Consider the following 25,182-nt stretch of genomic DNA (forward strand, 5'->3'; position numbering starts at 1 on the left):
TGTTTTTGCAGGGATAAAATGCTCGTAAAATGTAAAATTTAGCATAAAATATGTATAGAAATCAAAAAGCAATGTAACATTTTACCTTATTATGACACATATATAAAAGCATACATATAATCAAAAAAAATGATTGAAAAACTTATTAAATATCAAAATGACTCTGAAAAAAGCTTTGAAAACAGTAAAAGTTTTTCAACAATTATAAACTATATTTTTGCACTTATTATTTTCTTTTTTTCAACGATAGTTTCGGCGTTTACGCTTCCATTACGATTCCTATATAAGAAGGTTGTTTTCAAAAAAAATATATCTAACATTGTACATCTTAACGATGAGAATATAAATTCAGTTTTAAAAAAAGAAAAATTAGTGTTAATTGATTTTTGGGCTGAATGGTGCGGCCCTTGTCTTATGATGAATTCAATTTTAGAAAAATTTGCGAATGAATCAAAAAATATACAAATAGCTAAAGTGAATGCTGATTTAAACAGAAAATTAGTAAAAACTTTTCAAATTAAAGGTTTACCTCAGTTCATTCTATTAAAAAATGGCAAAGAAATTAAAAGATATGCTGGTGCAATGACGATTTCTGATTTAACCAAGTTTTGCTATGAAAACAGATGAAAAACCATTCACTAAGAAAGTGCAAGACTGGATCAATATGATAGAGAACTGAAAATTACAAGATAGCCTGGAAAGTGTTAGTTAACTATTTAGTTATATTAGATTAGTATATTCTGAAAGGAGTTTTTCAAAGGTCATTAGCATATGCTAATTAGTTATATTAGTACGCAACTAACCATACATAAACACGTTGTAAACATATTAGGCTATCAATAAATCAAGGAAGAACAAGCCTACAATCAAAATGGAATAACATGTTACATAACATTACCATATTATTATATTTTAGCTTTTCGATAGGAATATTATCAGCACAAACAGAAATAGGAAATGCTGCGTTTTATGCTGACAAATTTGATGGGAGACGCACAGCAAGTGGAGCTATCTTTAAGCAAAATAAACTGACTGCAGCACATCGGACTTTAGCATTTGGTTCTAAAGTTAGAGTAACCAATTTAGATAATAATAAGACTGTTGATGTAATCATTAATGATAGAGGTCCATTTGTAAAAGACAGAATAATAGATGTATCAAAAAGTGCAGCTTACAAACTCGATTTCATAAAAGAGGGAGTGGCAAAAGTAAAAGTTGAAGTTTTAGATATTTCTAAAGGAGTAAAATTTAAAAATGATACACAAATAACAAATAAACAAGTACTAGTTAACCCAAATAAACAAAATCTAACGATAGCAGAAAATACAGCCAATAAAGCTTTTGATTTAGAGTATTATGAAGTGGCGACAAAAAGAGTATTGCCCGCAGGATTTGGTATACAAATAGCAAGCTATAAAGAGGTGATTAACTTAATTAAACGTTGCGAAGACATAAAAAACGAGACGAATAAGAATATATTGGTAAAAATAGGGGAGAATAAAGGTCAAAAGGTTTACAGAATTATTGTTGGCCCTTTCTCAACAAGAGAATATGCAAATATTGTTCATGAGAAATTAAAACACCAATATACGGGTAGTTTTGTAATTACTTTTTAGTTCAGTAGCAGAAACATTTAATCTACATCTTTATTTTAGAGCTTTTCTAGATAGTTGTTAAACAAGTATATCAAATTCGCAATTATAACGACGACGTAAAGAATCGGTGGGTTATCGTCTTTTTGGTATGGCGCAATACTTGCTGAAAATAAGAATTAGTAGCAAATACGAGGAAAAGGTCGATGGTAAGGCAACATGTTGTTTTGTAACTACACAGATATTAAATATTATACATAAGTTTAAAAGATGAGTATTTTAAAAAAACTATCTCTACTAATAATTATAAGTATGCTTTTTTTTGGTTGTAATAAAAGACAAAAAATTAATCTTATTGAAGAAGTACGAAAAGGAAATCACCTTGATATGGCACAAGAATTAACTGTTTCTGAATTTTTTCAAATATGGGTACGAAGAGGTATACCTTGGAAAGCTAATGTAGAAATAACTCAAGTATATACAGACGAAAACAATGTTTATTTTTATGAACGTCTGAATCTTAGGAATACTCAATACTTAGGAAATAGAAAATTTGAAAGAGGTATAGAAAAATTATTTAAAATAAATAAATCTGAATTAAATAAGAGCTTTGGATTTTACACTAATTTAGATCCCACAGGTATTCAAGGTATTAATTTAAAAAAAGAATTTGCAAAAAAGAATGATTTGCAAAAAGAGTATAACTAAACCCATTTATCTAATGCCGTGTTTAAATACAATTTGAAAAAATATGGAATTCAAATCATTCTTGAAAATAACAAAAAAAAGTATGAGTCTTTCTATAATGCAATTGATTCAAAAATTGAATAACCTATCCTGTAGTCTTATTTTAGGTCAAGAGAAAACAAACAAACTTGTGTATAAAAATTAAAGCTTGAAAGAATTTAGAAAATTTGTCGAACAATATGAAAAAATACCTAATTCCGACTGGGAATTAATTTCGGCATGTTTTAGAAAGAAAGAATTACCCAAAAACTATAACCTTTTGGAACAAGGTAAAATTTGCGAAAACCTATATTTTTTAGAGAGTGGACTTCTACGATATTTTATTCTGAAAGATGGTTCGGAAGTAACGAAGTTCTTTACTATAGCACCTTATTGTTTTACCTCACAAGCAAGTTTTAATTCAGGAAAACCTTCAAATGAGTATATTCAAACGATAGAAGAATCAATTATTTGGGAAACATCCTTTACTAAAAATGAAGAACTTTTGAAATTAAAATCCTGGAACAATTTTGCTCGTAAAATAACACAAGAAGTTCAGTTTTTCACAGAAGAAATTTTAGAAGAATTGCAAACAGAAACAGCAGAAAACCGTTATCTTAAGCTATTAAAAAATCAACCTCAATTACTTCAAAGAATACCTTTAAAGCATTTGGCATCTTTTTTTGGTGTTGCCCCACAATCTTTAAGTAGAATTAGAAATAAATTAACAAGACAAAAGATAATTTAACATAGGTGCAGTATATAGTCATATTGATTTTAGAATTTTGTAATTCTAAAATAAAAAAATGACATCCTCAAAAAAACAAACGAACTATCATTTTCAATATTCAATCTTGATAAATAATTCTCAACAAAAAGTTTGGGAATTTTTAACAAATGTGAATAGATGGAAAGAATGGGATACTGAACTTGCTGATTCACATCTTTTGAGAAAATTCTCTCTAAATGCGAAAGGTATTTTGAAACCAAAAAAAGGTCCTACATTAAAATTTTATATCAGTGAGCTGATAGTCAATAAATCTTACACATTTGTGACTAAAATGCCAATTGGTACTCTGGAAATAAAACGAATCCTTATAAATAAAGGAAACCAAATCGAATTTACTGACGATGTTAAATTTACTGGGTTTCTAAAGAGAGTATTTGGATGTATACTTGGTAGTGGTTTTAGAGCTGTTTTACCAGAGGTAATGAAGAATTTTAAAATGCTTGCTGAGCAAGAATAAATTATAAAAAATGATTGGACTAAGAATTATTTATATACTAAATATCATAGTTGCAGGACAAATAGCAATTTCTGCTCTTTCAAACCCAAAAAAATCTGCTCTCACAACATTTGGAAACGCTTATCAACCAACCGAAATTATTAAATTGGTAGGCTGCCTTTGGTTAGCAATAGCGGTTTTATCTGTTTTAGGATTGTGGAAACCGGTTACTTTCTCACCAGTACTATTACTACAGCTAATTTATAAAGGAACTTGGTTATTTATAGTTGCACTTCCTGCATTTCGAAATGATATGCCCATTCCCAAAATTATGGCGTTGTTTTTTATTATTTGGATTTTGGTTTTACCTTTTCTGATACCGTGGAAGGAATGGTTGAATTAAAATGTTGAAAAAGCCTATGATGAGAAAGTATAAAAGTATGAGTAGTTTATAAAATTACTTGATATGAATATATTTTTAATAAGTGGTGAAAAAAATTATAGCGAGAGTCAATCTGATTTTTATAAACTTTCTGAATCGAAGAATCCGTTTGAGATATGGGAGTATTTTAAAATAAAAAGTATTGCTTTTAGAAAACTTTGAATTTGGTAGGTGTATAAAAGCTTATATGCCCGCCTATTAATCTTCAAGTACTTAAAATTGACGATTGATAGATTTATTATCACATTCATCCATATCGCTGACTTTATCAGAGGTAGTGCATCCTATCAAGACTAAAATAAGTACGAGGATGAGTGTACCTTTATAGTATCCAAGCATCTTTACTTCTATATAGATATGATTTTAATCATAGGGTATACCATTTGGTTTTCTATTTTTAACTTACGTCTACATATCATTAGAATATATAAGCTAAGAGATACATATATTTTTTATAGCATACAGTTACGGTGTGTATTGATTTTAAGTATGAATAAATAATTAACTATAAATTATATTGATAGTTAATTTGTTTTATAATATTGAAAAATTATATATGAATTTAAATATTCGGTAAATTTGAGAAGAGAACATTTTTAAAATCACAAATAATTTAAATAAATCACAAGAATTATGGATAATAAGGGTAGCTACAATATTAATCAGGATAATGCTTCTACAGGTAATGCATCAGGAAAATGTCCCTTTATGGGAGGAACCCCTAGAGAAACCGCAGGTGGCGGAACTTCTAACAGGGATTGGTGGCCTAATCAATTAAAATTAAATATCCTTAGGCAAAATGCGGTAAAGTCTGATCCTATGAGTAAATCATTTGACTATGCTAAAGAATTTAATACGCTTAATCTTGAAGAGGTTAAGCAAGATATTATAAAATTGATGACCACATCACAAGAATGGTGGCCAGCAGATTTTGGTCATTATGGACCTTTTTTTATTCGTATGGCGTGGCATAGTGCAGGTACTTATCGAGTTACAGACGGTCGGGGAGGTGCAGGATCAGGTAGTCAACGTTTTGCGCCATTAAACAGTTGGCCTGATAACGGGAATTTAGATAAGGCACGCTTATTATTATGGCCTGTAAAGAAGAAGTATGGAAAGAAAATTTCGTGGGCAGATTTAATGATTCTTGCAGGTAATTGTGCATTAGAATCCATGGATTTTAAAACTTTTGGTTTTGCTGGTGGACGAGAAGATGTATGGGAACCAGAACAAGATATTTACTGGGGTTCTGAAACAGAATGGCTGGGAGATAAAAGGTATACAGGAGATCGTGAACTAGAGAATCCACTGGGCGCTGTGCAAATGGGATTAATTTACGTAAATCCAGAAGGACCTAATGGTAAGCCGGATCCTATCGCAGCGGCTCACGATATACGAGAAACTTTTGAGCGGATGGCAATGAATGATGAAGAAACTGTGGCATTGATCGCCGGGGGACATACGTTTGGTAAAACCCATGGTGCTGCTAATCCTGATGAATATGTTTCCAGAGAACCAGCAGCAGCTGGAATAGAAGAACAAGGTTTAGGATGGAAAAACTCTTTTGGTACAGGGAATGCAGGAGACACTATTACCAGTGGTCTAGAGGGAACCTGGACTACAACACCTACTAAATGGAGTAATAACTTTTTTGAAAACTTATTTGGTTATGAATGGGAACTTACTAAGAGTCCTGCTGGTGCGCATCAGTGGAAACCAAAAGGAGGAGCAGGAGAGGGGACTGTACCAGATGCACACGATCCTTCTAAAAGTCACACACCTATTATGTTAACTACAGATCTTTCTTTAAGAGAAGATCCTGCTTATGAAAAGATATCAAGACATTTTTATGAAAATCCAGATGAGTTTGCAGATGCTTTTGCACGTGCCTGGTTCAAATTGACACATCGCGATATGGGACCAATTTCCAGATATCTGGGACCAGAAGTTCCTAAAGAAGAACTCATTTGGCAAGATCCGGTTCCAGCAGTAACTCACGTATTGATTGATGATACTGATATTGAAGCTCTAAAGCATACTATACTGAATACAGGACTGTCTATAGCCCAGTTGGTAACAACCGCTTGGGGGTCAGCATCTACCTATCGTGGATCCGATAAACGTGGAGGTGCGAATGGAGCGCGTATTCGTCTGGCTCCTCAAAAAAATTGGGAAGTAAATAATCCGTCACAATTAGCAAAAGTCTTACAGGTATTAGAAGGGGTTCAAAAAGATTTTAATGGTGCACAATCAGATGGTAAAGGTGTTTCATTAGCAGATCTTATCGTCCTTGGTGGATGTGCCGCTGTAGAACAGGCAGCTAAACAAAGTGGTTACGATATGAAAGTACCTTTTACCCCTGGTAGAACGGATGCATCGCAAGAACAAACGGATGCAGAAGCATTTGCTCCTTTGGAACCATTAGCTGATGGATTTAGAAATTACTTAAAAGATAATCAGGCAGCATCTTCAGAAGAATTACTTGTGGATCGTGCTCAATTATTAACATTGACTGTGCCGGAAATGACAGTGCTGGTAGGGGGAATGCGCGCTCTTAACTCAAATTTTGATGGGTCAAGTCACGGGATATTTACTAAAAATCCTGAAGTACTTAGTACTGACTTCTTTGTAAATCTTCTTGATTTAAGCACTACTTGGAAAGCTACTTCTGCAGATGACCAAATATTTGAAGGAAGTGATCGATCTACAGGATCAAAGAAATGGACAGGGACAAGAGCAGATTTAATTTTTGGATCTAATTCAGAACTCAGAGCTATTGCAGAGGTATACGCTTGTGAAGATGCTAAGGAACAGTTTATCCTTGATTTTATCTCTGCTTGGGATAAGGTAATGAATTTGGATCGTTTTGATTTGAAATCATAATTGGACTTAGGCATTTTATTTAAAAAAAGATGATTCTGTTAGGAATCATCTTTTTTTTAATCTTGTTATTTCTGTTAACATTATTAGTAATGATACTATTGATTACTTATCCTGTTTTTTAGCCCAGATGGTTTCAAATGTTTCACAGACGATTAGCATTTCTTCTGTGGGCTCCTTTCCAGTTTCTTCCATTGCATTTTTAAAGAAGTCCCAATGCGCTTTTTTCCATTTTTCTAAAGCATTCATAGTAGTTCCCATATCCAATTCAGCATATTCTTTAGAAATTTGATTGAATGGAATAGTATCTACTTTTTTTATTTCAATGATTGCACGTGCTTTTCCATCAAAATTTGTTATGATACTTTTTGTTCCCACTTTTGGTAAATCAGCCTTAGCTTCTTCATACCAAAAATACAAATTAGAACCAGCCTTCTTTTTACCATTTACAATCAATTCAGCTAACCGATTTGCAGCTGCTTCATTAGTATGAAAAAAGTAAGAGTCAGGTAATTCGTCTTTTTTAAATTTAGGATTTGATTTGGTAAAATCATTCCAAATTTCATATACAGTTTTATCAATCTTATTTCCTGTTTTTATATCATTTTTACAACTTGTTATAATCAGAAATAAAAGTAATGGTATTAGTCTCATAGCTTTTTTGTATTTATGGAATTTTAATTTATAAAAGGAAGCAAGGTAGATGTATTTTTAATCAACAAAATTCCTCGAGGCTCTGTCTGTGGTATATTGCATAGAATTATAATATTTAGATTCAAGAAGAAGTATAAACGAATCTTGTTTTTTATATTTCGTACCCTTGTATCGATGTAGTTCATTCAACGGGTTGAGCTGTTTTTTATTCTCATTATCCTTAAAGATTCATTATATATAGATAAGAAAGCATCTTTCTGTTTAAGATTATGTGCACCTGTTAGATTAGTGAAAGCTACTGTTTTTCAGACGCAATTACGCTATTTGTTGTGAATTTTTTCTCGTTTAATGATTGCATTTTTAGAATCTTGATTAATAATTCGTTTAACTTTTTAAAATGATCTTTTTCTGAACTTCTATAAGCACTCGCATAATGGTATAATAAATTGTTTAATTTCTTAGTTTCTTTTGTGATTGGATCATAAGAGTTTTTTAAAGAATTTATTAATTCAGTATCAAACAGTATCGTTGGTTTATAATCGATGTTTATTTCATAGGATTGATTAGAACAGAAGCTACCATCAAAACGATCAATTTCGATACTATTAAAAGACTTAGATTCATTAGCTTTTATTTTAATAATATGGCGGATCAAATCCATACGATTTGTATTTCCCCTAATTTGTGTATACTCATTTCTATTATCCCACTTACATTTTTTATTGGTTTGAATGTTTATGTAATACGGTGGATTATCTAACCCATTAGAACTTGCTTAATTTCTTTCATTTTGTATAAAGGAACTAATTTGCATTAAGGTAATGATGATGATAAAACCTTCATACATTTTGTGATACACAGTACAAATAGGAAACTATAAACTTTTGATTTATTTTTTAATTGTTGATGAAAAATATGGCACGTTTATTATTGATAAGTATATATCTATCTTATAACACAAGTTATTGACAGTAGTTTATTCTTTGAATTGGTTTACTATCCTATTCATTTCATTAATACCATATTCATGATTTTCTTTTTTAGCCAATTCTAGTCCTATTTTAGCAACTGTCATAGCTTCCTTTTTTTTATTTAGATTTATCATAAGTATAGCTTTTACTCTAAGGTCCCACCAAGAGGTTTGCTCTCGCATTTGTATGGCTGAATCAATCCATGTTAATCCTCTTTCAAAATTTCCTCCTGATTCCATTTCATATAAGGCCGCAGAGTAATAATCATGAGGAAGAGGGCCATTCAGTGTTTTCGAAATTTTCTGTTCCATGATCTCTTCGGTAATTAGTTTTACAGGAACCGTAACCTTCGTTTGATCCCATGCAATATTTAAGTCAAATTTGTAATTGGTAAAATCACCAATGTGAACAGATAATACCTCTGATGTGTTTTCTGTTTTTGTTGAATTTACAACCATAGTTGCTGCAATATGAGAAGGATCAATCACTTCAGGGACATCCCAGTTATCCGTTTTTTTATAAAATAGAATTTTCCATTCCTTTTGATTGGGTCTTGAGAAAATTGCATATTTACCTTTATCTATGCGTTTTTCTCCAATGATTACATCTTCACTGAATTCTATAGTCGTGTTTCTATTGGCTCCTGTTCTCCACCATTGATCAAAAGGTACGAGATGACCAAATATTTCACGACCTCTCATAGAAGGTCTGGAATATGCAATGATAATATCAGTTGTACCTATTTTTATTTTGGTTTCCTGGAATGGGCTGAGTTGAAGCCTCCCAATCTGCGCCTGACCATCGTATAAGATAAAAGTAAATAAAAGAAATAATACTATTTTAATTTTCATAAAGTTAATGTATTGGTGTTTTTTTATTTAGAGTTATGTTTGGCATAAGTTAATCATATGACAAGTAGATTAGAAAATACATGATTATTTTTTATTGAGGCAGTGTCCAAAACATTATTGGTTTTTAGAGCTGTATTAGTAATTTTTGATAATGAATTCCAATTTGTCGGAGTTTATCAAATAATTATAATTCCCGTTTATTAATTTTATTTTATTTATATCAAAGTTGGGATCTTTTATCCTCATTACCTTGACTTTTTTTGAATTACCTTTTTCAGCCCATTGGTAAAGGTCTCTCTTCATGGTGTTTTGATTGTCCCAGATATATACTTTTCTCGAAGATTTTTCAATAATTCCAAATTCATTAAAATCGGTCGTAAGACCTGATTCTTTATTATTGACACAACGAAATATGATATCTCCATTCTCAACTTTTTGATTAAAGTATATTAAATCTCCAAATCCATCTTCATCATTTATCAAATTAAGCCCGAATATTACACATCCGAAGATAACAATGCTACCAGCGGTTATAAAGCCGATTAGGCGTTTTAGTCTATTTGTCATTTTTAGTTCTGATTGAATAATTGCTCCAATGTTTTGTGATGAGTGTTCCACTCACCTGTTTTTTTACGATGCCCCAGCAATCAAGTGCAGAAGTATCTTACTTATTTTTTTAGAAGGATCAGCTCCATATTCAAGTAATAGTATGATAAATTCTAATGTGACTTCGTATTTTTCCATTTTTAAAATCATTCATACGTTTTAAAAGCTAGATTGTCCCTCGATCTTCATCTAATAAACTACTCATATCAATATCATGCCTTTCAATTTTATCTTCGAGGTTTTCAAAAGGTTCTCTAGAAACGTTTTTATCAAATTATCGCTTTTCTTTTCTCTGTAATACCTCATTGATTTGTTTTATAAAAAAAATACTTACTAAACCTTACAATAAGATTTAGTAACCTTCTATTTACAGGTTTAGTTATTCACGATTTTCTTTTAGAGATGCAAAGCACTGTTTCGTATCAAAATTGTAACAAGTTCCTATATGAATCCCTTTTAAATACAATTGCTAAGGCTAACCCTAAAATTAATAAATCAAAAAAAATAACCAATTTTGAAACTAGTTTTATATCCTTTTTGATTGAATTCCTAAACTATTTAACTCCTCAATTACATTTTCTGTTGCATAACAGATTATTGCTTTTTTCAAGTTAGGAAACTGTTTTGCATCTTCAGTATTTTTTATATCCCAGTAATCCTCCCAACCTTCTCCAAATCTCAGAAGTTGCATATAAATTTCATTTCCACCATCTTGATAAATTTCTGTTATTTCGGTTGCTAATTTTTTTGGTATTGGTAAATCTTTAAAATACTGAGTAACCTCAGGTATTGGTTCGTATCCTTCTTGCTCTAGGTCAATTTTTCTTTTGTCGTATAACTTTATAAATTCAGATAGAACAAATTTAGGTTTCAAAAGTTCTTTGTTATACATCAATTCTTGGATGATAGCTAGTTTGAAACCAAAATCACTAAATTCTATTTGCTCATTGTCCAATTTCTTTATGATATACTTGTCTTTTTTTGGCGTAGGCCTAACAAAGTCTTTATCAAAAACCTGGTTGTATAAAATACTAACTAAGCACGGGCTTTTTTTTCCAGTGTATGTAAAGTGCTTTACCTCATATTTGCACATGGTAATATCTTCAAACTGTCGTTTGTTAATTTCGATACCATCAACAATTATTATACCTTTAAAGAATGGTTTCTGTTCAGATTTTGATCTTACTTCCATTGGATTATAGTCCGTATGCAATGATAAGTGATTTATGCTGCCATTACCATGCGGATTAGTACTGATTCCTATATATTTCCAATAAATTCCGTTTCTTTTAATTTCTGTCGGTTCTCCAAACCATTTTTTTAGTTTTTTCCAATCCACTGGTAATTCGAGATTGTTTTCCTTGATATAAAGTTTGTCATTCTCAACTTTAATAACGATTCCCGAAGATTTATTTTTTGTATTGAATAAGTTTATCATTTTCTTTTGAGACAACGTATTTTAATGATCATGAAATCAATTTTGATACAGATTCAAAGGTTTTTCTTTTTGATAAATCAAATAAGAAATAACCTATCAATAAAACATTAATTGCCCTACATAATATACTTGTTATATAAGTATCTAAAAATACAATTATTTTGTGTTTATAGAGATACAAGGCAAGAAGAATTATCAAGAGAAGCTTTTCTCCGATTTCAGTTAACAAAATGAGTTCTATATTATAACTTTTATAGATTATTAAAGTATTTGTGGATATGAATTTTTGTGCAAAGAGACGCTTGTTTAACGAAGCGACAAGTCATAGCCTTAATAAGAATTAAATATGCATAGAAGCTTATTTTCTATCAATAAGCTTAAGATTTGACTACAAAATACTATTAGGAGTACCTTGCAAATCAACACCAAAAAGCACGATTAAAGTTCCAAAATAATATTCATTAATGATGTGATAATGATAAAATTCTTCTCCATCACTATGTTGTGTCATACCATAATGTCCTCCTGACTCATCTAAATCAGTAGGGTAAGAGCCATCCATTTCTCGTCTTCCATAAATTAAAAATCCATCTGCCATAATTCCTAACAATTTTTCATCATCATGAGAAAGTGCAGTGTTTTCAGGAACATTAGCAGATTCTGCGTGGTAGTGATAGCCTGATGGACCAACGTGAGCTCCAGCATAATCAAATGTTTCTGCAATCTCTTCTTCTATTGGTCTATTAGCTCCTTCTGTATCGTTAAATATAGGAACTCCTGTTACAGAAATACCAATTGGGCCTAAGCCAGTTGCAGTACTTGAAGAAGCTATTTCTGGTGCACTAGGAACGGTAAGAGTAAAAGTACGATCACGAAAGCTACCAATACGACCAGGAGTCTGTGCAATGGCTACCACTGGCTCAATATAAAGAGAATCAGTCTCTTCCCAGTATGGAGTAGTATGATTAGGGAAACCATCTGAATCAATAGTTATTTCATCTTCATCAAACGAAGTAACTACTCCATCGGTATTAAATTCATCAAACGCAGCTATCGGCGTACTGACTTCAGTGGATGAATCATTTGAGTCATCACTTGAATCATCATTATTGTCATTACAAGAAGAAATAAAAATAATGGTTGTAAAAAGAAGCAAAATTGAAAATGTTAGAATTTTCATTTTATTAATTTTTTAGGTTAACACTAAATATTTAATTTTAGAAAATATCGTTAAGGAATTCGATCTTAAAAAAAATAATCAAAAGGTCGATTATATTATTTTCCTTTACTATAAAATTCTTATTACTGGTTACTTCTCTAAAAGGAAAAGTTATAGTAAATGGCAAATTGATAATTTTTGAATGCTTTAGAATTTGACTTTGTTATTTTAGAAAGGTTTAATATAAAAGTGAATTTTATTGTTTTATTCTCCTTTCTTAGAACCAAATATTATGAATAACCTAAGTTGTGGTTTTAGTACCAATTTCTGTTTATCGTTAGTTTTTGTTTTAAAGGTGAAGTGTGTCTTAAGTGTTTTAGCCATTATAGCCTTTGGGAAGGAGATCGTTTAATTATAATTGTTTTTTGACTTAGCATTGTAATACTACTTTTTTTGTATTGCCATATCAGCGATTATCAGCCATTTGTTTTCATTGTTTTGTATCAACAAAAATGTAACAATCTGTCCGCCTTTTTTTGCTTTTAACTCTATTCTGACTGTTGCAGAATGTTCTGCAATATCGATGCTTTCATACACGATCCCATATTTACTGCCACCAATAACTTTTTTAGTAATTAACGCAATATAATCTTCTGATGAAATGATTGATATTTTATCTGGTGTAGGATATCTATTAGCTATAACCCTAAAATCTTCGTGTAAAATATCATTGTACATGCTTACATTTCTTTCTTCTCCAGCTTTAACAAAAGTTTCAATTACATTTTTTATTTCTTTTTCCATTTTTATTGAGTTGTTTAGTGTTTGAGATTTACAATTGATTGAACTTAAAGAGATCATAGTCAGTAATAATACAGATAAGTTTTTCATACTATTCAGATGTTTAATTATAAAACAAAATTATATGGTAAATTCCTGTGTATTAGTGACTATAATCACAAAATGAAGAAGATTATTTTTTCGCTCGTATTCTACTTAAGGTTTCTCTTGCCAGACCTAAGTAAGATGCTAAATAGGTGAGAGGTATGGACTTTAGAAGTCTTGGTTTTTTATTTTCTAAATATTTGTAACGCTCCTCTGGCTTTAATGACTGAAGTACGTACGAAATTTCATTTTGGCTATTTAAAATATGTTCTAAAAGTTTTCGTCCTAATCTTTCAAACTCAATTGATTTGTCATATAGTTCAAGAAGTTTTGTTCTACTTAAATAAAAAGATGTTGTCTTAGTAAGAGCAATAAGATTTTTTGTTGATGGTGTTTGTGTAGTTAAGCTTTTTAATTCATTCGCAAATTCACTTTCTAAAAAGAAATTCTGATACAATTCTTTTCCATTAATTAGTTCGAATAGTCCAATTGTTCCAGAAATCACAAAATAAACCCCATGATTATAGTTACCCGAAAGGAGTAAGTATTCTTTTTTCGAAAATTCTTTGTATTCACAGACTTTTAGAAAATCAGAAAATTCTGAATCGTTTAATATGTTGAATTTATCTAATGTCTTGCGAAGAGATATTTCATCTTTAGTGTGCATCAGTTTTTACATATGATTATACCCACAATAATAAGTATAGTTGATGTTATTTTATGTGATCTAAGTCACAGACATTGATGTTAAAAACAATTTTTTTGGTGGATGTACGAGTTTACCTCTAATTATCATTACTTCTCCAGTATATGTATTTGCATCCTTAAGGATAGTAAAAGAATATACCAATTGTAACCAATAAGGGTATCTTTTATTTGTCTATAAGTACATGTGGCCTACTTTAAAATATAAAGATAAACCAGTTTTTTTATATTGTTTTCTAATTTTTTTAAAGTCGTTAAATTTTATTTTGATAACTATTCAAATAAATAGGTATCTTTAAATGTATATAAAACAGTTAATATTCGTGTAGAGTATAATATGCTGGTTGTTTTATTCAGAGTTTTACACCTTGTATCAAAATAGAAGATTTAATTGATTCTTGTTTCATATGTAAGAACTTTTTTCTTTCTTCATCTTTTTTGAAATTATCAAAATCTTCTTGAGTATCGAATTCAACCAAATGAATTTCATAAGGAACTTTAATATTATTTTCAATTATAGATTTTTCTTCGGGTCTCACTCGCAGTGCAAGTCGTCCATTGTATTTTGAAATTGTCGGTATTGCTATTTCTTCAAATTGATGAAATATATCTTCCTTTCCTTCAATTATATAAATTAACTGTGTGATATGTATCATTGCATTTTGATTTTATTTATACTAACTCTTTCTTAACCATCATTCGGATTTTGACTGCTTTTTCAAAATGGTTAAGTTGATGCTTCATAATCCACCAATTGGCTACTTCCATTAAAAGTTCTGGATTATCATTAGTATTAGCAAAAAAGGCATAGAAGGAAAGCCCTACATTTTCTCCCTTTTTTTCTATTTTGTTATTACAAATCGAAATTATTTTATGACATATTGCCTGATTCATTTACCACTTTTTTATATAAATAACCTTATTTAATTACCAATTTTGATTGAATGGATATTAATTTTAGGTTTCATAATGACTTAATAAATCTGTTTGAATTCTTAAATAGCCTATTCTGTTGTAACCTAAGTTATCAATACTTTAGTTTGTTTTTTCATTTATAGTCTTCATTAAATTTCAATCATTTTTCAGGAAATCATGGTAAAGAAGCCTGCATTTGTTATCCTTTCGTTTTTTAATTAAATTCCTTGAGGTAGATTAATTATTTCAAGAAATTTTAAAGCATTTTCTTCTATAAACGGCTTAGACATTTTCCTTGGATTCCATCCATTTAAATTAAAGTATTTAATAAATTCAATTATTACTGCTGGTCTGTTTAAATTAATATTGACATGGTTCGTTTGTGGTTTCTTATCGGCTCTAGGTTTAGATAACCAAATTACTCCATTATCAGGATATCCAACACACCATTTTTCTTCTTTAATATCGGTTTTTAGTATTAAATTATCTTCTTCTCTAAATGATAACTGAAGTGGCGAATTTTTAAATCCTTCCAGATAAATTGTGATCTTTTCGACACATTCTGAGTGTTCAAATTCAGTTAAATGATGATGAGCTCGTTTCCATAGGTAGGTTTCATCATTTAGTTTAATTTTTCTTAATTTATTTTTCATTCATATTGCAGGTAATGTTTTTTAATAGACAATTAGGATTGATACTAAATGAGTTTCTAACCATAGGCTTGAAGTAGTTTATTACTTATAAAAGTTTTCAAGAGCTTGAATTATTTTTGTTACCTCACCTTTATAAAACCCAGCGCTATTTATACAGTTTACTTCCATGATTTTCCATCCGTCAAGCGTCATGGCAATATCCATAACATAAGCGTCAGCTACATTATACAATTCTGCCATTCGCTGTGCGAAATCGAGTCCATCAACCGCAACATTTTCTTCAAATTCAATATCACCATGAAATCGATAATATGAACTTGTAATTACTTTTTTTCCAACAATCCAGATTCTCGCCTCTTTTATCAAAAAATATGGTTGAGAAATTTGAATCATTGTGGCTGAAGTCAATCTTGTATTATCCGATTCGTTTAGTCGATTATACATAAAATCTTTCCATTCTGATTTATTAAAGACTTTTCCGGTAAATACTTTAGCGTCCTTACTAGGTTTAATAAATAATCTAGGTGTTCTGGACCAATCAATATCAGCGGTTAACTTACAAATATAACTTTCGTAATTAATACTATTCTTTCCATAACCTTTAGCGTATTTTTCGAACTCATGGTTTCTTCCATAAAAAGAACCAGGATTCCAATCAAAATCAGCGGTTACTTTGGCAAGTTTAACAGAACCATAAACAAAAATATCTTTTCTTTTGGTTTTTATATCAAATACAGAACTATTTGCTTTAAATTCAATGATTTCGTGTGCAAGATTTAGCCTATTCATGACGTTGAAAATTTCATCATAACAGGGATCTTGAAATACGCTTTTTTGAATTATATAATACATTTAATGTGTCTGATAGTGGTCTTTAACTGTGTGATAGTTGCAAATTTTTACTAATTCCAGCAAACAGATATTTAACTTTATTATTTCTAATTGAATAATAGCTTTACCACACTAATCTAACGAGAAATGAAACTCTAACTCTTCAAAATCTAAAATAATCGGTATAATTTTTAAAAATAAAATTATACCGATTATTCTATAAGAACTTATGAGTTGAAGCTATATTTTTATACTTAATACAACTAAACTCTATACCTTTATAGATGTATCATTCTACATATTTAATAAGATAGTAGGTGATTTGGTTTTGAGATCATTTTCTTGAGAGGAGGTGCAAAACGAGTAAGCTTAATACCTTTAACTGAAATTTTATATTCTTCGAGTGTAGGTGTTCTGCCTAGAATTGCAGAAAGTACTACTACTGGAGTAGATCCAAGTAATGATTCTCCTTTTTTACGGTCAGAATCTTTGACGACTCTTCCTTGAAATAAGCGTGTAGAAGTAGCCATTACAGTGTCACCTTTTTCTGCTTTTTCTTGGTTACCCATACAAAGGTTACATCCCGGGCGTTCCAGATATAATATGTTGTCATATTCTGTTCTTGCAGTACTTTTTGGAGTGGAATCATCAAATTCAAATCCAGAGTACTTCTGGAGGATCTCCCAATCACCTTCTTCTTTTAATTCATCGATGATATTGTAAGTTGGCGCGGTCACTACTAAAGGTGCTTTAAATTCAACTTTTCCGTAGTGTTCTTCCATGTTTTTCAACATCTTAGCCACAATTTTGATATCTCCTTTGTGCACCATACAAGAGCCTACAAAGCCCAGGTCTATATGCTTTTCTCCTTGGTAAAATGAAAGTTCACGAATAGTATCATGCGTATAGCGCTTAGAAACATCTTCATTATGAACATCAGGGTCAGCAATCATTGGTTCATCTATAATATCTAAATCTACTACAAATTCTGCATGATATTTTGCATTTTCATCCGGAGTTAGTGGTGGTTTTTTGCCCGTTTTTATCTCATCTATTCTGCTATTTGCTTTGTCAATAAGTCCCTGAAGCACTTGTTTTTCATTATCCATCCCTTTGTCGATCATAATTTGGATTCGACCTTTAGCGATCTCCAGTGATTCAATAAGGGTGTCGTCTTGAGAAATACAGATAGAAGCTTTCGCTTTCATTTCTGCTGTCCAATCTGTAAATGTAAAAGCTTGGTCTGAAGGGAGTGTGCCAATATGCACTTCAATAATTCTTCCTTGAAATACATTTTCTCCTTTAAACTCTTTAAGCATTTGGGACTGTGTAGCATGTACGACATCCCGAAAATCCATATGGTCTTTCATTTTACCTTTAAATGTGACCTTTACTGATTCTGGAATTGGCATAGAAGCCTCTCCTGTAGCTAATGCGAGAGCTACGGTACCAGAGTCAGCACCAAAAGCAACTCCTTTAGACATTCTGGTATGAGAGTCACCACCAATGATGATAGCCCAGTCGTCTATTGTAATGTCATTCAATACTTTGTGAATAACATCTGTCATAGGGTGGTATTTGTGTTCCGGATGACGAGCAGTTATCAGACCAAAATCATTCATGAATTTCATTAATCTTGGAATATTTTCCTGAGATTTTAAATCCCATACAGACGCTGTATGACAACCAGATTGATAACCACCATCTACTATAGGAGAAATTACAGTTGCCGCCATCATCTCCAATTCCTGAGAAGTCATTAAACCTGTAGTGTCTTGAGAACCAACAATATTTACCTCTACACGAACATAAGATCCTGCATGAAGAGTAGCACCAGATGTGCCTACAGCGTTTTTATTAAAAATTTTCTCCACTGCCGTTAGTCCCTGTCCTTCGTGTGATATTTCTTTTGAAGGAGCAAATACAGGAAGTATTTCTGTACCAAGTGTTTTTGCAGCAAATGCCTGCAATTTTTTACCAAATACAATGGCATATGAGCCTCCGGCTTTCATAAACTCTATTTTTTGAGGCGTAAAGGCAGAAGAGATGTCCATCAATTCTTTCTCTCCGTCATAGAGTTTTTTTGTTTTTGTATTAATAGTTAATATGGTTCCGGTATCTACAGAGTATTTTTGTTCTAAAACAGGTTCTCCGTCTTCATCCAAAATAAGGTTACCGTTTGCATCCTGCTTTTTTACCCAGTTTTTAAGATCTAATCCAATACCACCGGTAACCCCTACAGTTGTTAAGAAAATAGGAGAGATTCCATTTGTACCTGCTACGACCGGAGCAATATTGATAAATGGAATGTATTTACTAGCTTGTTTTCCAATCCAAAGCGCAACATTGTTGACACCAGACATTCTGGAAGAACCTACACCCATGGTGCCTTTTTCAGCAATCAACATTACTCTTTTATCAGGATGTTTAGCTTGTAAGGCCAATAGTGCTTTTTGTTGCTCTTTATTATGTTCAAACATACATTGTCCGTGCAGTTGTCTATCAGATCTCGAATGTGCATCACCACCCGGAGATAATAAATCTGTAGAGATATCTCCTATACCTGCAACAAAAGTAACTAGTTTTATTTCTTCAGGAAGGTCTGGTAGTTTTGTAAAGAATTCAGCTTTTGCATAACTTTCTATAATTTCTTTAGCAATAGTGTTACCAGCTTTGAAAGCTTCTTCTAGACGATCTGTATCTGCTTCATAAAGAAAAACCTGTGTTTTTAGGACTTTTGCAGCTTCTTGCGCTATAGTAATATCATCACCCAGGGCTAAATCTAATAATACCTTTACAGAAGGACCACCTTTCATTTGTGATAACTGCTCGAATGCAAAATCAGGTGAAATTTCTTCTAATATAGATTCACCAAGAATGATTTCTTTTAAAAATTCAGCTTTAACAGTAGCGGCAGTTGTAGTGCCAGGCAAAACATTATAAATAAAAAATTCTATTGAATCTTTTCTGTGTTTATGATCAACATCTTTGATTTGCGCTATGATTTTACTTAACAATTTAGCATCATCAATCGGTTTTGGGTCAAGATTTTTCTTTTTTCTGTCTTCAATCTCGTCTAGGTATTCACTATATTCACTCATAAATTTTGTTATCTCAGTCTACAAAGTTAAAAATTGGACTGTTTGTATCATAGCTTTATATTGACTATTTTTAATATAGTTTAACATATCTTAGAATTTTAAAAAGGAGTAATAGCATTTAATTCCCGTTTATCAATCAGCTTTCAATTCAAAAGAATCATTAATATTCGCTTTAAAAGAACTTTTTTTCTCTCTCCTCATCAATTTAAATTCCAGTGTTGGTTCAGAGTAAGTTTCCTCTATTATTTTCTCCTCTATATTCTTGAATTTTGTATTCTGTTTTGTAAACCCTCCTAAAATTTCAACATCATACCATCCATTTTCAAGTTCTATGAAAGGTCTGTTCTACGTAGCAGGATTTTCAACAAGTTCTTGAACTTTCTCATCACTAAAATCATTAAGAATCCACCAGGTAAATAATATCAATTTATTATTTTCAACATTGAGGATATATCCGTCTTTTTTAAATATAAGATTGTTTTCTTCCTGATCAAACTCAGAAGTTTTTTCTGTTAAATTGAAAATTATAGTATATGGTTGATTGATGATTTTAGACATTGGGATTAATATTCCGTTTTCTACTATTTTATCTCCATTTTCACTAGTTGTAAATTCTGTAGCTAAATCATTTGAGAGATTTTTTTTAGTTTTATAATCTCTCAATAATTCAACATCTCCTAATAGAAAATAATCTATGGTGTCGTTTAAGACTTGAGTAAATTTTTCTATTTTCATAATCGTTTTTTTTGTTTGTATGATATATAAAATAACAAATGCTTCAGAGCAAATAGAAAGCTATGTATTGTTATTTAGTATTGTAATCAGTTTTTTCTTTTGTATTCTTCCCCCAAGCTATAACTTTTACTCCTTCTGAGAACTGGATTTTATTAGGATTGTTTTTGATGAGATTGCGAAATCTTGGGTACTCCAATTGGTTTTTTTTTAATTCAATTTGATTTATTGGCCACTCTACATGATGAATCTCAAATTCGTTAATCGACTGTTCTGTATCCTGAAAAAGAGCATACCTTTCTGTCAGCCATTTGTCTAATTCTGTTTTCTTTTTTTTTGTTCCCCCAATTACATATTCTACATTCAATTTATCATTAAACTCCGCATTACTGGATTCGTATCTGTTTTTAGTCCGTTTTATTTTAGAATACCTGTAGGGAAGCTGAGACATTCCTTTTGCGATTTTACAAGACAAACTTGTTCCTCCTTCTATACTTAAGAAGTACACACCACTTTTATTATTTGACTTTATATAAGTTCGAATATTAATCTCATCAAAATCCGAAATAGGAGGGAAAGAAGGTAGATTTTTTGGTCTTATCTTTTCCATTGTAAATGCAACAACCGAAATCCAGGGTTTTCCATCAAAAAGATCAATTTCCAGCTCTTTAGGGACAAATTTTTGTAATTCAGATAGTTCCACTTGCCAATGAAGAAATATTACATTATTCCATTCTTGATAAAATTTCCAATGCTCAGTTGGTATTTTCCAAGGCCTGTGTTCTGTTGTATTTAATATTTCTCGAATTGTCATTTTTTAAATAGGCTACAATGATGAATATATAGGAAATAGGGTAGTGGGAAACAGTATCTTTTGTTGGAGATAGTTTTATTTTAACTTATTCAACCAATCTGTGATTGAATCTAAAAAACCATCACATCTAACATATTCTGAGTTGTTATTTTCAAATTCATAAAGACCTCCAGTTTTAGCCTGCCACATATTATGGTTACAATTTGGGAAGGTTTTAATGGTTAAATCAGCGTTTGTTTCCAATTCTTTTTCATAGAGTTTCTTTGCTTTAGTCCAATCTACCGTCATATCAGTTTCTCCAAATAAAGCAAGTACCGGAATATGAATTCTTGATAAGATCTGGTCAAATTTTTCGACATATAATGGTAATTCAGTTTGTTTGTCTAAAGTGTACTTTTTCAAAGTTTTTTGATAGTCATAATAACTTTTTTCACTAATTCCTCCGTTAGTGATTTTTTTCCAAAATTTATTTTTTTGAAGATTCTTGGTTGCAGAGAGATAGTATTGATAACTCGCTCCACCCCGCGATAAAAAGATACTGTTATGCCATTCATTCACGATAAGGTTGATAGAATCTTTTGAGTGACCATTAATAAGTAAATTTTTTTCTAATAAATACTTGAATGTTTCATCATCATCGACTCCACTAACAGAAATCCAAAAATTAATTTTCTTGAATTTGTCAATAACAATTGGATTAATCCAACCAGCTCTACTAATACCCCATAACCCTATGTTGTTAGAACTTTTTATTTCCTTTTCTTTCAGACTTTTAATAGCAGAAATTACTTCTAAAGCTTCATTCTCAACAGGTCTTCCCTTCTGATAAGTACCACCACTATTACCACAACCCATTTTATCCCACATAAAGGTGGCATAACCTGCTTTTAATATTGATTTACGAACATCATACCACCAGTTGCCGGATACTGCATCAGTTTTTCCATCTCCATGAACAATTAATACAATTCCTTTAGGCTCTTTGTCTTCTGGCAGATTCAAAATTCCTGATAGTTTAATTCCTTCAAAATAAAAATCTAATAATTTTTCGGTATTCTGACTATAAGTATTAATTGCGATTAAAATAATGAAAATAGATATTATAGTTTTATTCATTGTTTTGATTTTCTTAAAGACAATGGTTTGAATTCTTAATATACTATGTGCACTTACCACACCAAATTACTGTCAATAGTGGAGCTATAAACGGTAAGGTATCAAACTAGCATTTACTTTCTGCTACGCTTGTAACAAAATCTTTTCGGTACATTTATTTTTTCCTGTGCATAACAAATTCCAAAAAATTTTGCGGATTTTATAAAAATACGCAAAACCTTTGAACCAATAAAGTCTGTATCATTTATAGGTTGTGTGGTGTGTAGGTTTTTTTTAGAGTTTATGGGTTCTCCAACTACAGTCTCGTTCATTTGAATTTGATGTTAAACAAGTTTGAAATTTAATTAGTTTCCATACCTCGCTTTTTTTCTGGACTATAAATTTTATATAATTAAAAGACCTTTCTGCCCAAAAATAGATTTCATATTTCGATTTATTCACTTTGATTGACTCAATAGAAACTGCTTTTTTAACATGGGAATATCTAGGAGGCTGTCGAAAATTGAGACCTGATACTGTTCTGTTTTGTTTTCCAAATGCGTACTGATCAAACAATGTATTAAAATCAGTAACAAATCGTTTTTCTTTATAGTCAAAATTATGGAATGCTATAGTTTCTAATTTGTCCGCTTTATGAGCAAACTCTTGACACATTGCTACAATTTGATTTTCTTCCTGTTCCATTTCTACTATATTTCTTTTTGCTTTGTACCCTTTTAAAATACGATAAAAAAAACTACTGATCCTTCCGGAAATTCAGAATAATGACCAGATAATGCCTTCCCATCTCCGTTTATTTTTAATGCAATTGCATAAAAGGCATGTCTAAACGCTGGCATTTTATGAACAACCGTAGGCATATTCTCTTGAAAGCTTCTTATCACATAATGTTCATATTTTGCAGGTGGTATTCCGGTTGCTTTAGAGTATTCTTTTATGGTTTTGAAGTTTCTTATTCAGTTACAATGTGTATTAGTAGATGAAAAAATAACAGTTTAATAAATAGTTTTTTAGTTAATAAACAAAGATAGCAGAAAAGAACTATTACTTCAATGATGATCTTCACTGCTATTTTTCTAATATGTCGTTTGTTGTTAGCTTTATTCCATTATTCTAAAAGGTTCTATTTGAGAAACATCAGCTTTTAAAATTTTTGCAAATCGTTTGTTAGGGTTATCAACCACATACCAAATATGTTTGGTTTTTGCTTTTACCTGTTTATTATCTTTAGTGATGCCTCTCCAATCAAATTCTACGGTTACCTGATATTCATTTTCCAAAATGGTTTTAACCGAGAAGTTTTCAGGATAATGACTGCTTTTTTTTAGTTGCATGGGTGTTCCATTCAACCAAGATTCTAACTCTTGAATAGATTTAATGTGGCTGCTGGTTGAGAAATTCAGTGTAAAGTTATCCGCCAATAACTCTTTAAAGGGTTCTACATTTCCATCTAAACTTTCCATAGAAGCCAACCAATAATACATTAAAGATTTTGTTCTGTTTTCTGGATAAGCATCTATAAAAGTTTCATTAGTTTCTCCTGTTGGAATTATTTCTATATGTGAAAATTGTGGCAAGGTATCACTTTTTGTCAATTCGGTATTATAATGTATTGTATAGCTTTTCTTTTCACCGTCTGGACGTATATTCTGATAATGTATGTCTGCTTCTAGTTTTATTTTATTTTCAGCAGAAAGAATTTTAATATTATCGATGTGATGTGCATTTTTCCAGCTTTTATAAACCGTAAGTCTTTCTGGGTAATTTTCTTTACCGTTCATTTCTCCTGCAGCTGTTTTCATATAGATATTATCTGTCAAAATTTCCATTTGGTTACTAATACGCTCAGGGTTTATTTCTCTTTCGTATAACTGGTACCATCTGTGCAATTGAACTTTTGCTAAATGTTGCTCTCTAGTTGTTGGGGTAGATACTTTCATTTTTTTTTGAATAAATTTATTAATACTTGTTGCTACTACGTTTGGAACTTCTAGTTGTGGCGAATGCGATGCATTTTTTATAACTTCTATTTCAGAGATAGGAATATCTCTGTTATAACGTTCTGCAACATTAAATTTTACAACCTTATCGTGCTTTCCCCAAAGAATTAAAGTAGGTGCTTTAATTTTATTGATGCTGTCTTTCAAATCAAAATACTTTCCTTTTTTGATTTGTGGAATAATAGAATTATTTAAAAAATCGCGACTATCATTAATTTGAGAGATATACATTTTTTTTAGGGGCCTAGGCATATCTGGCACTTTGTAGAAAACTCGGGACAATACTTTATCTAAATCGATCTCGTTTTGTAAAATATTATCAAATCCGGTATACACCATATGGTCATCTAATTTTAAACCTGCTGCATTGATAAGCACGAGCTTTTTTACATCGTCAGGATAAGCAATTGCATAAGCGGCAGAAATGTGTCCTCCCATGGAGTTTCCTGCTAAATAAAACTTTTTAACTCCCAGCTTAGTTAAAAATTTATGTAGGAATTCTATTTGACCTTTAATGCTTAAATCTAAAAATTTATCTTTATTGTTTTCTCCCGAAGCTAGAAGGTCTGGAAGAATTAAATAGTAGTCGTTTGTTAAAAACTTAGCAGATTGTACAAAACTATTTTTATCATCACCAAGACCGTGAACTAATACTAGTGTATCTTTTGCCGATGTATTATTGTTCGTATAATAGTGAGTTTTGTTACCATTTACCAAGATATTTTTAGATTTTAAATCAGCTGAGATAGCGTTTTGAGAATAAGTGAAATCAACTAATTTCTGAGGAAAAAAGAAATAAATAATTCCAATTGCAAGCATAAGAAAGCCTATAATCCCTCCAATTATTTTAAGTATTTTTTTCATAATTGTTCGTTTGATAATTAT

27 protein-coding genes are annotated in these 25,182 nt (G+C 31.1%); 8 read left to right on the forward strand and 19 right to left on the reverse strand.

Annotation, left to right across the window (positions count from 1 at the left end):
• The first annotated feature begins 129 nt into the window (after nucleotides 1–129).
• The 8 genes from ABD816_RS20100 to katG all read left to right on the forward strand — a co-directional run bounded on the left by ABD816_RS20100 (nucleotide 130) and on the right by katG (nucleotide 6,869).
• Nucleotides 130–627: a thioredoxin family protein gene (locus ABD816_RS20100; RefSeq protein WP_344930478.1), complete on the forward strand. Its 498-nt coding sequence runs from the start codon at nucleotides 130–132 to the stop codon at nucleotides 625–627.
• Nucleotides 628–881: 254 nt separating this feature from the next.
• Nucleotides 882–1,616: a septal ring lytic transglycosylase RlpA family protein gene (locus tag ABD816_RS20105; protein WP_344930480.1), complete on the forward strand. Its 735-nt coding sequence runs from the start codon at nucleotides 882–884 to the stop codon at nucleotides 1,614–1,616.
• Nucleotides 1,617–1,862: 246 nt separating this feature from the next.
• A complete protein-coding gene (locus ABD816_RS20110) occupies nucleotides 1,863–2,300 on the forward strand; it encodes a hypothetical protein (RefSeq protein ID WP_344930481.1) in 438 nt (145 codons plus the stop codon).
• Nucleotides 2,301–2,487: 187 nt separating this feature from the next.
• Nucleotides 2,488–3,066, forward strand: a complete 579-nt coding sequence (locus ABD816_RS20115; protein WP_344930483.1) for a Crp/Fnr family transcriptional regulator — start codon at nucleotides 2,488–2,490, stop codon at nucleotides 3,064–3,066.
• Nucleotides 3,067–3,124: 58 nt separating this feature from the next.
• Entirely contained in the window at nucleotides 3,125–3,565 is a 441-nt protein-coding gene (locus tag ABD816_RS20120; protein ID WP_344930484.1) for an SRPBCC family protein, read from the forward strand.
• 10 nt (nucleotides 3,566–3,575) lie between these two features.
• Nucleotides 3,576–3,947 carry a hypothetical protein gene (locus ABD816_RS20125; protein WP_344930485.1) on the forward strand — a complete coding sequence of 124 codons (372 nt, stop codon included), beginning with the start codon at nucleotides 3,576–3,578 and terminating at the stop codon, nucleotides 3,945–3,947.
• A gap of 63 nt (nucleotides 3,948–4,010) precedes the next feature.
• Entirely contained in the window at nucleotides 4,011–4,148 is a 138-nt protein-coding gene (locus ABD816_RS20130; protein ID WP_344930487.1) for a hypothetical protein, read from the forward strand.
• Nucleotides 4,149–4,619: 471 nt separating this feature from the next.
• Nucleotides 4,620–6,869, forward strand: coding sequence for a catalase/peroxidase HPI (gene katG / locus ABD816_RS20135; protein ID WP_344930489.1), 2,250 nt, complete (start codon nucleotides 4,620–4,622; stop codon nucleotides 6,867–6,869).
• Nucleotides 6,870–6,971: 102 nt separating this feature from the next.
• Here the strand turns inward: katG and ABD816_RS20140 are convergent, their stop codons facing one another.
• The 19 genes from ABD816_RS20140 to ABD816_RS20230 form a co-directional block, all read right to left on the reverse strand.
• Nucleotides 6,972–7,520: an ASCH domain-containing protein gene (locus ABD816_RS20140; protein ID WP_344930491.1), complete on the reverse strand. Its 549-nt coding sequence runs from the start codon at nucleotides 7,518–7,520 to the stop codon at nucleotides 6,972–6,974.
• A 295-nt stretch (nucleotides 7,521–7,815) separates the two neighbouring features.
• Nucleotides 7,816–8,181 (reverse strand): hypothetical protein, encoded by a 366-nt coding sequence (locus ABD816_RS20145; RefSeq protein WP_344930494.1) that lies wholly within the window; start codon nucleotides 8,179–8,181, stop codon nucleotides 7,816–7,818.
• A gap of 315 nt (nucleotides 8,182–8,496) precedes the next feature.
• Nucleotides 8,497–9,342, reverse strand: a complete 846-nt coding sequence (locus ABD816_RS20150) for a DUF2911 domain-containing protein (RefSeq protein ID WP_344930496.1) — start codon at nucleotides 9,340–9,342, stop codon at nucleotides 8,497–8,499.
• Between the two features lie 135 nt (nucleotides 9,343–9,477).
• Nucleotides 9,478–9,960 carry a hypothetical protein gene (locus ABD816_RS20155; protein WP_344930498.1) on the reverse strand — a complete coding sequence of 161 codons (483 nt, stop codon included), beginning with the start codon at nucleotides 9,958–9,960 and terminating at the stop codon, nucleotides 9,478–9,480.
• Between the two features lie 514 nt (nucleotides 9,961–10,474).
• Nucleotides 10,475–11,386, reverse strand: a complete 912-nt coding sequence (locus ABD816_RS20160; protein ID WP_344930499.1) for a DUF6892 domain-containing protein — start codon at nucleotides 11,384–11,386, stop codon at nucleotides 10,475–10,477.
• A gap of 388 nt (nucleotides 11,387–11,774) precedes the next feature.
• A complete protein-coding gene (locus ABD816_RS20165; RefSeq protein ID WP_344930501.1) occupies nucleotides 11,775–12,566 on the reverse strand; it encodes a YHYH protein in 792 nt (263 codons plus the stop codon).
• Nucleotides 12,567–12,989: 423 nt separating this feature from the next.
• Nucleotides 12,990–13,436, reverse strand: a complete 447-nt coding sequence (locus ABD816_RS20170) for a nuclear transport factor 2 family protein (RefSeq protein ID WP_344930502.1) — start codon at nucleotides 13,434–13,436, stop codon at nucleotides 12,990–12,992.
• A gap of 82 nt (nucleotides 13,437–13,518) precedes the next feature.
• The gene (locus ABD816_RS20175) at nucleotides 13,519–14,097 is read right to left on the reverse strand and encodes a Crp/Fnr family transcriptional regulator (protein ID WP_344930503.1); all 579 of its coding nucleotides are present in this window, start codon (nucleotides 14,095–14,097) and stop codon (nucleotides 13,519–13,521) included.
• Nucleotides 14,098–14,488: 391 nt separating this feature from the next.
• On the reverse strand, nucleotides 14,489–14,791 hold the full coding sequence (locus ABD816_RS20180) for a hypothetical protein (RefSeq protein ID WP_344930505.1): 303 nt from the start codon (nucleotides 14,789–14,791) through the stop codon (nucleotides 14,489–14,491).
• A 16-nt stretch (nucleotides 14,792–14,807) separates the two neighbouring features.
• A complete protein-coding gene (locus ABD816_RS20185; protein ID WP_344930507.1) occupies nucleotides 14,808–15,029 on the reverse strand; it encodes a DUF6500 family protein in 222 nt (73 codons plus the stop codon).
• 239 nt (nucleotides 15,030–15,268) lie between these two features.
• Complete coding sequence (locus ABD816_RS20190; RefSeq protein WP_344930509.1) at nucleotides 15,269–15,703, reverse strand: hypothetical protein; 435 nt, start codon at nucleotides 15,701–15,703, stop codon at nucleotides 15,269–15,271.
• A gap of 81 nt (nucleotides 15,704–15,784) precedes the next feature.
• The gene (locus tag ABD816_RS20195) at nucleotides 15,785–16,492 is read right to left on the reverse strand and encodes an ATP-grasp domain-containing protein (RefSeq protein WP_344930511.1); all 708 of its coding nucleotides are present in this window, start codon (nucleotides 16,490–16,492) and stop codon (nucleotides 15,785–15,787) included.
• Nucleotides 16,493–16,836: 344 nt separating this feature from the next.
• Nucleotides 16,837–19,635 (reverse strand): bifunctional aconitate hydratase 2/2-methylisocitrate dehydratase, encoded by a 2,799-nt coding sequence (locus ABD816_RS20200; RefSeq protein WP_344930512.1) that lies wholly within the window; start codon nucleotides 19,633–19,635, stop codon nucleotides 16,837–16,839.
• A 345-nt stretch (nucleotides 19,636–19,980) separates the two neighbouring features.
• Nucleotides 19,981–20,370 carry a hypothetical protein gene (locus ABD816_RS20205; RefSeq protein ID WP_344930513.1) on the reverse strand — a complete coding sequence of 130 codons (390 nt, stop codon included), beginning with the start codon at nucleotides 20,368–20,370 and terminating at the stop codon, nucleotides 19,981–19,983.
• Between the two features lie 70 nt (nucleotides 20,371–20,440).
• Nucleotides 20,441–21,181 carry a YqjF family protein gene (locus ABD816_RS20210; protein WP_344930515.1) on the reverse strand — a complete coding sequence of 247 codons (741 nt, stop codon included), beginning with the start codon at nucleotides 21,179–21,181 and terminating at the stop codon, nucleotides 20,441–20,443.
• 75 nt (nucleotides 21,182–21,256) lie between these two features.
• Nucleotides 21,257–22,297 (reverse strand): alpha/beta hydrolase family protein, encoded by a 1,041-nt coding sequence (locus ABD816_RS20215; protein WP_344930516.1) that lies wholly within the window; start codon nucleotides 22,295–22,297, stop codon nucleotides 21,257–21,259.
• Between the two features lie 273 nt (nucleotides 22,298–22,570).
• Nucleotides 22,571–22,981, reverse strand: coding sequence for a hypothetical protein (locus ABD816_RS20220; RefSeq protein WP_344930518.1), 411 nt, complete (start codon nucleotides 22,979–22,981; stop codon nucleotides 22,571–22,573).
• A 32-nt stretch (nucleotides 22,982–23,013) separates the two neighbouring features.
• Nucleotides 23,014–23,181 carry a hypothetical protein gene (locus tag ABD816_RS20225; RefSeq protein WP_344930520.1) on the reverse strand — a complete coding sequence of 56 codons (168 nt, stop codon included), beginning with the start codon at nucleotides 23,179–23,181 and terminating at the stop codon, nucleotides 23,014–23,016.
• Nucleotides 23,182–23,397: 216 nt separating this feature from the next.
• Nucleotides 23,398–25,161, reverse strand: coding sequence for an alpha/beta fold hydrolase (locus ABD816_RS20230; RefSeq protein ID WP_344930521.1), 1,764 nt, complete (start codon nucleotides 25,159–25,161; stop codon nucleotides 23,398–23,400).
• Nucleotides 25,162–25,182 lie beyond the last annotated feature (21 nt).

This window comes from Aquimarina addita (assembly GCF_039539305.1).
In the GTDB taxonomy this organism is placed as follows: domain Bacteria; phylum Bacteroidota; class Bacteroidia; order Flavobacteriales; family Flavobacteriaceae; genus Aquimarina; species Aquimarina addita.